This is a genomic window from Streptomyces sp. NPDC032822 (assembly GCF_055578825.1).
Genome location: NZ_JBVIOL010000008.1, coordinates 475499 through 485845, shown reverse-complemented (window position 1 = coordinate 485845; position 10347 = coordinate 475499). Strand labels below are relative to the sequence as shown.

Here is a 10347-nt window from a genome sequence, read left to right as displayed (position 1 = left end):
TACGTCGTCTTCGGCACCGTCGTCTTCGCGATGTTCTCCGGCTTCCACTTCTGGTGGCCGAAGATGACCGGCAAGATGCTCGACGAACGCCTCGGCAAGATCACCTTCTGGACGCTGTTCATCGGCTTCCACGGCACCTTCCTCGTCCAGCACTGGCTGGGTGCCGAGGGCATGCCCCGTCGCTACGCCGACTATCTGGCGGCCGACGGCTTCACCGCCCTGAACACGATCTCGACGATCAGCTCGTTCCTGCTCGGTCTGTCGATCCTGCCGTTCATGTACAACGTGTGGAAGACGGCCAAGTACGGCAAGCCCGTCGGCGTCGACGACCCGTGGGGCTACGGCCGCTCGCTGGAGTGGGCCACCTCGTGCCCGCCCCCGCGGCACAACTTCCTCACCCTGCCGCGGATCCGCAGTGAATCCCCGGCGTTCGACCTGCACCACCCCGAGATCGCCGCTCTCGACCAGCTCGAGAACGCCGGTCACGGCGAGAAGGCTCTGGCCGGCAACGGCGGCAAGGAGGCCGGCAAGTGAAGATCCAGGGCAGGATGTTCATCTGGCTGAGCGTCTTCATCCTCGTCATGGCGATCGTCTATGGCGTGTGGTCGAAGGAGCCGGCCGGTACCACGGCGCTCTTCCTGGCCTTCGGCCTGTCCATCATGATCGGCTTCTACCTGGGCTTCACGGCCCGGCGGGTCGACGCCGGTGCGCAGGACAACAAGGACGCGGACGTCGCGGACGACGCCGGCGAGGTCGGGTTCTTCAGCCCGCACAGCTGGCAGCCGCTCTCCCTCGCGGTCGGCGGTGCGCTCGCCTTCCTGTCGGTCGCGATCGGCTGGTGGCTGATGTACTTCTCGGCGCCGCTGCTCCTGATCGGTCTGTGGGGCTGGGTCTTCGAGTACTACCGCGGTGAGAGCCGCACCCAGTAGCACGCGCTGAGCTCTCCGGGGCCCGGACACTCCGTCAGGAGAGTCCGGGCTCCTGCTTTTGCCGCAATGCCGTTCCCTCGTAGGGGTTACCCAGCGCGCCGCCCTTGACGAAGCTCCCTAGCGTGAAGTCATGAGCCACGCACCCCGCACCCGTACCGTCGTCAGCTGCACGCTGCTGGTGATCGCCCTCGGCGCGGGCGCCACCGCCTGCGGCAGCGACGGCCACCCCCTCTCCGCCGCGCCGTACGACGCGACGGACCGGATCTCCTTCAACGGCCCCACCGGCGACGGCAAGAAGGCCGACCCGGACAAGCCGCTGGAGGTCACCACCGAGGACGACGACGACCGCATCACGGACGTCACGGCCAAGGACGCCGCAGGACGCTTTCTGGCGGGCGAACTCTCCGCCGACGGCAGTCGCTGGCACAGCACCACTCCGCTGGCCGCCAACGCCCACTACACGGTCCGGGTGAGCACCGAGGACGAGGACGGGGCGCCCGGCCGCCGGGTCCTCGACCTCGACACGGGCAAGCCCCTCACCAAGAAGCGGCTGAAGGTCACCTTCGGGCCCAAGACGGGCACCTACGGCGTCGGCCAGCCCATCACGGCCGAACTGGGCATGCCCATCAAGGACAAGGCCCAGCGGGCCGTCGTGGAACGGGCCCTCAAGGTCGACTCCGTGCCCGCCGCGGCCGGCGCCTGGCACTGGGTGGACGACAAGGAACTCCACTACCGCCCCAAGGAGTACTGGCCCACCAAGGCCACCATCCAGGTCCGCAGCAACCTGGAGGGCATCAAGATCAGCGACCGGCTGTGGGGCGGCGCCACCAAGCCGCTGAAGATCACCACGGGCGACCGCGTCATCGCGGTGACCGACGCCTCGACGCACTCGATGACGGTCTACAAGAACGGCGAGGTCATCAACGAGATCCCCGTCACCACCGGCAAGCCCGGCTTCGAGACCCGCAACGGCGTCAAGGTCGTACTCGGCAAGGAGTACTTCGTACGGATGCGCGGCACCAGTATCGGCATCGCCGAGGGATCCTCGGAGTCGTACGACCTCCCGGTGTACTACGCCACCCGCGTCACCTGGAGCGGCGAGTACGTCCACGCCGCCCCCTGGTCCGTCGGCTCCCAGGGGTACGCCAACGTCAGCCACGGCTGCACCGGCATGAGCACGTCCAACGCCGAGTGGTTCTTCGACCACGTCCGCGAGGGCGACGTCGTCAAGGTCGTCAACTCGTACGGCGACACCATGGAGAGCTTCGGCAACGGCTTCGGCGACTGGAACCTCGCCTGGAAGAAGTGGCGCGGCGGCAGCGCCCTGGTCAAGGGCGACCCCGAGGGCCCGGGCCCGGAGGAACAGGCCAGACTGCGCCCCGAGAGCGCCTGAGACGCCCCCACAGACGCGGAGCCGCGTGATCGATACGCGGCTCCGCCGGCGTGGGCCCTAGGCGCTCAGAGCCTTCTTCTCCCGCAGCAACGCGGCCAGGGCCGCCGCGAACTCCACCGGATCCACCGGCAGCGTCACCGCCGCCTCCGCACGGCTCCACGTGGCCAGCCAGGCGTCTTGCGGGCGCCCGATCAGCACCAGCACCGGCGGGCAGTCGAAGATCTCGTCCTTGAGCTGACGGCAGAGCCCCATGCCTCCCATGGGACTGGACTCACCATCCAGCACACAGACGTCGACGCCGCCCCGGTCCAGCTCCTTCACCACGGCGGCCGGGGTCGCGCACTCCAGGAACTCCACCACGGGGACATCGGGAGCGGGCCTGCGCCCGGTCGCCAGCCGCACCTGTTCGCGGGTGTTGGAGTCGTCGCTGTAGACCAGCACCGTGGCGGTCGGCTGCATGCTTCCTCCGGGACGTCAGCGTCGTACGGCCAAAGAACGGGCAGAGCCCGATGCGGCGGATGCTACTCCCTTGAACACCCCGTCAACACCTGTTGGAACACCGCTTCGATGGGCCATACGGGCAGTACACACCCTGCGAACACTCCGAACGGCACCCCCCGGAGTGAGGGCGGGATAAGCGACCGACATAATGTCGGTCGTGGCGACAGCAACGACAGTAGAAACCGGGCACGCGCACCCGTCGGTCAACCGGCCGAACCTCACCAGCGTCGGAACCATCATCTGGCTGAGTTCCGAGCTGATGTTCTTCGCGGCCCTCTTCGCGATGTACTTCACCCTGCGATCGGTGACGGGTCCTGATCACTGGAAGGAAATGGCGCACAGCCTGAACCTTCCGTTCTCGGCGACCAACACCACGATCCTGGTGCTCTCCTCACTCACCTGCCAGCTCGGCGTCTTCGCCGCCGAGCGCGGGGACGTGAAGAAGCTCCGGATGTGGTTCATCGTCACCTTCGTGATGGGTGCGATCTTCATCGGTGGTCAGGTGTACGAGTACACCGAGCTGGTCAAGAAGGACGGGCTCTCGCTCTCCTCCGACCCGTACGGCTCGGTCTTCTACCTGACCACCGGCTTCCACGGCCTGCACGTGACGGGCGGCCTCATCGCCTTCCTGTTCGTCCTCGGCCGCACCTACGCGGCGAAGAGGTTCACCCACGAGCAGGCGACCGCGGCCATCGTCGTGTCCTACTACTGGCACTTCGTCGATGTCGTCTGGATCGGCCTCTTCGCCACGATCTACCTGATCAAGTAGCCGGGACCGCTCCCGCACATCGCAAGCATCGACGCAGAAGATCCTGACACCGGGGTAATCCGTGAAAAAGCTCTCCGCACGACGACGCCATCCGCTGGCGGCGCTCGTCGTCCTACTCCTCGCGCTGGCATGCACCGGGGGGCTGTACGCCACACTCGCGCCCGCGAGCAAGGCGCAGGCCGATGACACCGCCCAGTCTCTCGCCATCGACGAGGGCAAGAAGCTCTACGCCGTAGGCTGCGCCAGCTGCCACGGCACCGGCGGTCAGGGCACCTCCGACGGTCCGAGCCTGGTGGGTGTCGGCGCCGCCGCCGTCGACTTCCAGGTCGGCACCGGCCGTATGCCGGCCCAGCAGCCGGGCGCGCAGGTCCCGAAGAAGAAGGTCATCTACACCCAGGCCGAGATCGACCAGCTCGCGACGTACATCGCGTCGCTGGGCGCCGGTCCGAACGTGCCGACCGCGGCTCAGTACGGCCCCGACGGTGCCGACATCGCCAAGGGCGGTGAACTGTTCCGCACCAACTGCGCCCAGTGCCACAACTTCACCGGCAAGGGTGGCGCGCTGACGCACGGCAAGTTCGCGCCGGACCTCGAAGGTGTCGCCCCCAAGCACCTCTACGAGGCCATGCAGACCGGCCCGCAGAACATGCCCTCCTTCCCCGACACCACGCTGTCGGAGCAGAACAAGAAGGACATCATCGCGTACCTCGACGCGGTCAACGGCGACGACACCGAGAGCCCCGGCGGTCTTGAGCTGGGCGGACTCGGTCCGGTCTCCGAAGGCCTGTTCGCCTGGATCTTCGGACTCGGCGCGCTGATCGCGGTCGCCGTCTGGGTCGCCGCTCGGACCGCAAAGGCCAAGAAGTCATGAGTAGCCAAGACATTCCAGAAGAGAACCTGCCCGCAGAGCAGGGCCACGCGCACGGTGCCGTAGGCGTCGCGGACGAGAAGAACCCGTTCGCCGACCCCGGGCTGCCGCCCCACGAGCACCGCGTCCAGGACATCGACGAGCGGGCCGCCAGGCGGTCCGAGCGCACGGTCGCCATGATGTTCGTGCTGTCGATGCTGGCCACCGTCGGCTTCATCGTCTCGTACGTGGCGATCCCGCACGACAGGGCGATCTACGTCTTCCCGATCGGGCACATCAACGCGTTGAACTTCGCGCTGGGCCTGACGCTGGGATCGGCGCTGTTCCTCATCGGCGCGGGCGCGGTCCACTGGGCCCGCACCCTGATGTCCGACGTGGAGATCCCCGCCGAGCGGCACCCGATCGAGGCTCCGCCCGAGGTCAAGGCCCAGGTCATGGCCGACTTCAAGCAGGGTGCCAAGGAGTCAGCGCTCGGCCGCCGCAAGCTGATCCGCAACACGATGTTCGGCGCGCTGGCCCTGTTCCCGCTCTCCGGCGTGATGCTGCTGCGCGACCTCGGTCCGCTGCCCGGCACCAAGCTCCGCCACACCCTGTGGTCCAAGGGCAAGCTGCTCGTCAACATGAACACCAACGAGCCGCTGCGCCCCTCGGACATCGCGGTCGGCTCGCTGACCTTCGCCAAGCCCGAGGGCCTGGAGGAGGACGACCACGAGTTCCAGACCGAGATCGCCAAGGCCGCCCTGATGATCGTCCGGATCCAGCCGGACAACATCAAGGACAAGCGCGAGCTCGAGTGGTCGCACGAGGGCATCGTGGCGTACTCGAAGATCTGCACCCACGTCGGTTGCCCGATCTCCCTGTACGAGCAGCAGACGCACCACGTGCTGTGCCCCTGCCACCAGTCCACCTTCGACCTCTCCGACGGCGCCCGGGTGATCTTCGGCCCCGCCGGTCACGCCCTGCCGCAGCTGCGCATCGGTGTGAACGACGAGGGCTACCTCGAGGCGCACGGCGACTTCGACGAGCCCGTCGGTCCTGCTTTCTGGGAGCGCGGATGAGCACTGAGACGACCACCTCCGACTCGCGCTCGCGCGAGAAGGCGCCGGCCGGCGAGCGCGTCGCCGACTGGGCCGACGGCCGGCTGGGGATCTACTCCCTGGCCAAGGCCAACATGCGCAAGATCTTCCCCGACCACTGGTCGTTCATGTTGGGTGAGGTCTGCCTCTACAGCTTCATCATCATCATCCTCACGGGTGTGTATCTGACGCTGTTCTTCCACCCGTCGATGAACGAGGTGGAGTACCACGGCAGCTACGTCCCGCTGCAGGGCCAGCTGATGTCCGAGGCGTTCAACTCGACCATGCACATCTCCTTCGATGTGCGCGGTGGCCTGCTGATCCGGCAGATCCACCACTGGGCGGCGCTGATCTTCCTCGCCGGCATGTTCGTGCACATGATGCGCGTGTTCTTCACGGGTGCGTTCCGCAAGCCCCGCGAGGTCAACTGGCTGTTCGGCTTCCTGCTGTTCGTCCTGGGCATGTTCACCGGGTTCACCGGCTACTCACTCCCTGACGACCTGCTCTCCGGCACCGGTGTCCGCTTCATGGAGGGCGCGGTCCTGTCCGTGCCGGTCGTCGGCACGTACCTGTCGTTCTTCCTCTTCGGCGGCGAGTTCCCGGGCGGCGACTTCGTGGCCCGCTTCTACTCGATCCACGTACTGCTGCTGCCGGGCATCATGCTCGGCCTGGTCGTCGGCCACCTGATCCTGGTCTTCTACCACAAGCACACGCAGTTCGCGGGCCCCGGAAAGACGAACAACAACGTCGTCGGCATGCCGCTGCTGCCGGTCTACATGGCCAAGGCCGGAGGCTTCTTCTTCCTGGTCTTCGGTGTCATCGCGGCCATCTCGGCGATCGCCTCGATCAACCCGATCTGGTCCATGGGCCCCTACCGGCCGGACCAGGTGTCCACCGGCGCCCAGCCCGACTGGTACATGGGCTTCTCCGAGGGCCTGATCCGTGTCATGCCGGGCTGGGAGATCAACTTCTGGGGTCACACGCTCGTCCTGGGCGTGTTCATCCCGCTGGTGATCTTCCCGCTGGTCCTGGTCGCGATCGCGGTCTACCCGTTCATCGAGTCCTGGGTCACCGGCGACAAGCGCGAGCACCACATCCTGGACCGCCCGCGCAACGTGCCGACGCGTACGGCCTTCGGTGTCGCGTGGATCACCTGGTACATGGTGCTGCTGATCGGTGGTGGAAACGACCTCTGGGCCACCCACTTCCACCTGTCGATCAACGCCATCACCTGGTTCGTCCGGATCGCGTTCTTCGTCGCCCCGGTCATCGCGTTCGTCGTCACCAAGCGGATCTGCCTCGGCCTCCAGCGCCGCGACAAGGACACGGTGCTGCACGGCCGCGAGTCCGGCATCATCAAGCGCCTGCCGCACGGTGAGTTCATCGAGGTGCACGAGCCGCTCAGCCAGGACGCGCTGCACACCCTCACCGCGCACGAGCAGTACCAGCCCGCCGAGATCGGCCCGACGGTCGACGAGAACGGTGTCGAGCGCAAGGTGAAGGGCTCCGCGAAGCTGCGCGCCAAGCTCAGCGAGTCGTACTACGGCGAGGAGAGCCAGATCGCCAAGCCGACGGTCGAGGAGTACAAGGAGATCACGAGCGGCCACGGCCACCACTGATCGCTGCGCTCGCCACGCGCGGTAGTAGGCGGTAGTAGGGAGCGAAGGGCCCCGTCCGAACACCGGACGGGGCCCTTCGCCGTGTCCGCCGGCTGGATAGGGTGGACCTCGTTGAGACTCGCGTCCCGCTGTACGGGACTGATCCAGGAGCGGCTGATGAGCGCTGTGACCCCCGCAGGAGGCGACACCGCGGCGGACCGTTCCTGGCCCGAGGTACTGAGCGCGCTGCTCGCCGGCCGGGACCTGAGCGCCGGTGACACAGCCTGGGCGATGGACCGCTTCATGAGCGGCGAGGCCTCGGACGCCCAGATCGCGGGCTTCATGGTGGCGCTGCGGGCCAAGGGCGAGACGGTCGAGGAGGTCACCGGTCTCGTCGAGGCGATGTACGCGCACGCGCAGCCCCTGGACATCCCGGGCCCGGCCGTCGACATCGTCGGCACCGGCGGCGACCGGGCCAGGACGGTCAACATCTCGACGATGTCCGCCATCGTGATCGCGGGCACCGGCGCCAAGGTCGTCAAGCACGGCAACCGGGCCTCGTCCTCGGCGAGCGGCTCCTCCGACGTACTGGAGAAGCTCGGCATCAACCTGGACCTGTCGCCCGAAGGCGTGGCGCGGGTGGTGGAGGAGGCCGGGATCACCTTCTGCTTCGCCGCCAAGTTCCATCCCTCGATGCGCTTCGTCGGAGGGGTCCGGCGCGACCTCGGGATTCCGACCTCGTTCAACCTGCTCGGTCCGCTGACCAACCCCGCCAAGGTCACCGCCTCCGCGGTGGGCTGCTTCGACACCCGGATGGCCGGGCTCATCGCCGGCGTCCTGGCCGAGCGGGGTTCGTCCGCGCTGGTCTTCCGCGGTGACGACGGCCTCGACGAACTCACCACCACGGCCACCTCCCGGGTGTGGGTCGTGCGGAACGGCAAGGTCACCGAGGAGGCCTTCGACCCGCGGCACGTCGGCCTCGAACTGGTACCGGTGGAAGCCCTGCGGGGCGCGGACGCCTCGTACAACGCCGAGGTCGCCCGGCGCCTGCTGGACGGTGAGAGCGGCCCGGTGCGGGACGCCGTACTGCTGAACTCGGCGGCGGCGCTGGTGGCGCTGGAGCCGACCGGGGCGCCGCTGGCCGAGCAGCTGCGGGCCAAGATGGTCAGGACGGCCGAGTCGATCGACTCGGGGGCGGCGAAGCGGACGCTGGAGCGCTGGGTGGCGGCCACCAACAGGTAGTGCCCCGTGTCGTGATGTCCCGCGATCCGGACACGGGTTGCGGGACCACGATCACTTCGCGTACGTTTTTTGCAGGTCATGAGTGACAGTCATGAGGCCCCGGCCGACTGTCCGGCAACCCTCCGTCCGTGGCGGGGTGCCCCGGGTGAAGACCAGGCCGTGCACCACAAGGTGTACGGCAAGCGCGGATCCCTCGCCGCTCGAAACGAGCGCAGTACCAGGGATCCTGGTCGTCGAGGAGCCTTCTGTGAGCAAGCGAATGCGATAGGGCGAAGAGCCCCCTTCCGCGTACCTCTTTCCCCCTTTCACCCCCCTTTTTTTTCTTGCTTCTCACAGGAGTTCGCCATGTCTGTCTCCACCGCTGCCGTCGCCCAGGCCATTTGTTCCCCGCTGCCCGTTCTGGGCCGTGATGTCACTGTGCCGCTCGTCACCGGCGGCGAGGTCAGCTACGCCGCGCTCGACTACGCGGCCAGCGCCCCGGCGCTCCAGCGGGTCTGGGACGACGTTGCGGCGTACGCCCCCTACTACGGCAGCGTCCACCGCGGGGCCGGCTACCTCTCCCAGCTGTCCACCGACCTCTTCGAGAACGCCCGGAAGACGGTCGCCGAGTTCCTCGACTGCCGCGAGGACGACCAGCTGGTCTTCACCCGGTCCACCACCGACTCGCTGAACCTCCTCGCCTCCGCGCTGCCGGCCGACTGCCAGGTCTTCGTCTTCGAGACCGAGCACCACGCCTCGCTGCTGCCCTGGAAGGACGCCCGGGTCACCTACCTCGACGCCCCGCGCACCCCGGGCCAGGCCGTCGCGACCCTGGAGCGCGCCCTCGCCGAGCGCACGGTGCCCCTGGGCGAGGGGTACGGCCCGGCCCTGGTCTGCGTCACCGGCGCCTCGAACGTCACCGGTGAGCTGTGGCCGGTGCGGGAGCTGGCCGCCGCCGCCCACGCGCACGGCGCCCGGATCGTCCTGGACGCCGCGCAGCTGGCCCCGCACCACCCGGTGTCGGTGCGGGACCTCGACGTCGACTGGATCGCCTTCTCCGGGCACAAGCTGTACGCCCCGTTCGGCTCCGGCGTGCTGGCCGGCCGGTCCGACTGGCTGGTCGCGGCCGACCCCTACCTCGCGGGCGGCGGCGCCAGCCGCAAGGTCACGCGGCGCGAGGACGGGGGAGTGGACGTGGAGTGGCACGAGAGCGCCGCCCGCCACGAGGCCGGCTCGCCCAACGTGATCGGCGTCTACGCCATCGCCTCCGCCTGCAAGGCGCTCACCGAGGCCGGCTTCGACTCGCTGGTCGCCCGGGAGCAGCACCTGATCTCCCGGGTCCGGGCCGGGCTCGCGGAGGTCCCGGAGGTCCGGATCCTCTCCCTCTTCGGCGACGACGCCCCGCGCGTCGGTGTGATCTCCTTCGTCGTCGAGGGCTGGAACAGCTCCCACTTCGCCGCCGCGCTCTCCGCCGAGTACGGCATCGGCGTGCGGGACGGACTGTTCTGCGCCCACCCGCTGGTGCGCACGCTGCTCGGCAGCGACCCGCAGACCCAGGGCGAGTGCGGTGCCCCCGAGGCCGCGCCCGGCGAGAAGTCCCTCAACGCGATCCGGGTGAGCTTCGGCGCGGGCACCCCCGACGAGCACGTGGAGCGGTTCGTGGGCGCCGTGAAGGAACTGGTCCGCGACGGCGCCCGGTGGAACTACCGCACCGAAGAAGGCCGTTGCGTGCCCGACACCTCCGCGTGAGGCACCCGGGGCCCGGGCATTCGGGCCCCCAGCAGGATCACCCCGAGGGCGCGCTCGGTGGCGTCGGTGAGGAGTTCAGCGCCGCCGCCATCGGCGCCGGCAGGATCCCGCCGCACGCGTCCACGCCCGGCACCCGGGCGCGAGCACCGGGCGCCCGTACGGCTTGGCCCGCCGGGCCACCTCGGCGGGAACCTTCCCACGGGGCGTCCGGTGGTCCAGCGCGCCCTCGGCGGCCCGGGCGGA

Annotated in this window: 10 protein-coding genes, 1 pseudogene and 1 riboswitch; of the genes and pseudogenes, 9 read left to right on the top strand and 2 right to left on the bottom strand. The window is 68.6% G+C overall.

The features are described from left to right. The 3 genes from ACZ5VD_RS25105 to ACZ5VD_RS25095 all read left to right on the top strand — a co-directional run. Positions 1–534 (top strand): cbb3-type cytochrome c oxidase subunit I (locus tag ACZ5VD_RS25105; RefSeq protein WP_468683342.1); only part of this gene is annotated, 534 nt, incomplete at its 5' end. Then, positions 531–929, top strand: a complete 399-nt coding sequence (locus tag ACZ5VD_RS25100; protein ID WP_468549350.1) for a cytochrome c oxidase subunit 4 — start codon at positions 531–533, stop codon at positions 927–929. The genes ACZ5VD_RS25105 and ACZ5VD_RS25100, both read left to right, overlap by 4 nt. A gap of 130 nt (positions 930–1059) precedes the next feature. Continuing rightward, positions 1060–2322: a L,D-transpeptidase gene (locus ACZ5VD_RS25095; protein WP_468683340.1), complete on the top strand. Its 1263-nt coding sequence runs from the start codon at positions 1060–1062 to the stop codon at positions 2320–2322. 57 nt (positions 2323–2379) lie between these two features. Here the strand turns inward: ACZ5VD_RS25095 and ACZ5VD_RS25090 are convergent, their stop codons facing one another. After that, entirely contained in the window at positions 2380–2781 is a 402-nt protein-coding gene (locus tag ACZ5VD_RS25090) for a response regulator (RefSeq protein ID WP_468683339.1), read from the bottom strand. A 190-nt stretch (positions 2782–2971) separates the two neighbouring features. Between ACZ5VD_RS25090 and ctaE the strand changes: the two genes are divergently transcribed. The 6 genes from ctaE (at position 2972) to ACZ5VD_RS25060 (ending at position 10104) form a co-directional block, all read left to right on the top strand. Beyond that, the gene (gene ctaE, locus ACZ5VD_RS25085; RefSeq protein WP_046261222.1) at positions 2972–3592 is read left to right on the top strand and encodes an aa3-type cytochrome oxidase subunit III; all 621 of its coding nucleotides are present in this window, start codon (positions 2972–2974) and stop codon (positions 3590–3592) included. 61 nt (positions 3593–3653) lie between these two features. Beyond that, positions 3654–4463 (top strand): cytochrome bc1 complex diheme cytochrome c subunit, encoded by an 810-nt coding sequence (gene qcrC, locus ACZ5VD_RS25080; RefSeq protein ID WP_468683338.1) that lies wholly within the window; start codon positions 3654–3656, stop codon positions 4461–4463. Further along, entirely contained in the window at positions 4460–5518 is a 1059-nt protein-coding gene (gene qcrA, locus ACZ5VD_RS25075; RefSeq protein WP_468549354.1) for a cytochrome bc1 complex Rieske iron-sulfur subunit, read from the top strand. The genes qcrC and qcrA overlap by 4 nt, the downstream gene beginning before the upstream one ends. Next, positions 5515–7155, top strand: a complete 1641-nt coding sequence (gene qcrB / locus ACZ5VD_RS25070) for a cytochrome bc1 complex cytochrome b subunit (protein WP_468549355.1) — start codon at positions 5515–5517, stop codon at positions 7153–7155. Before qcrA ends, qcrB begins: the two co-directional genes overlap by 4 nt. Positions 7156–7311: 156 nt before the next feature. After that, a complete protein-coding gene (gene trpD, locus ACZ5VD_RS25065) occupies positions 7312–8376 on the top strand; it encodes an anthranilate phosphoribosyltransferase (protein ID WP_468683336.1) in 1065 nt (354 codons plus the stop codon). A 74-nt stretch (positions 8377–8450) separates the two neighbouring features. Continuing rightward, positions 8451–8567: riboswitch (SAM riboswitch) on the top strand. 154 nt (positions 8568–8721) lie between these two features. After that, positions 8722–10104 (top strand): aminotransferase class V-fold PLP-dependent enzyme, encoded by a 1383-nt coding sequence (locus tag ACZ5VD_RS25060; RefSeq protein WP_468683335.1) that lies wholly within the window; start codon positions 8722–8724, stop codon positions 10102–10104. On the opposite strand, the pseudogene ACZ5VD_RS25055 reads toward ACZ5VD_RS25060, so the two are convergent. Next, positions 10059–10335, bottom strand: a pseudogene (locus ACZ5VD_RS25055) (glycerate kinase); the annotation flags it as partial. The gene ACZ5VD_RS25060 and the pseudogene ACZ5VD_RS25055 overlap by 46 nt on opposite strands. Positions 10336–10347: the final 12 nt, after the last annotated feature.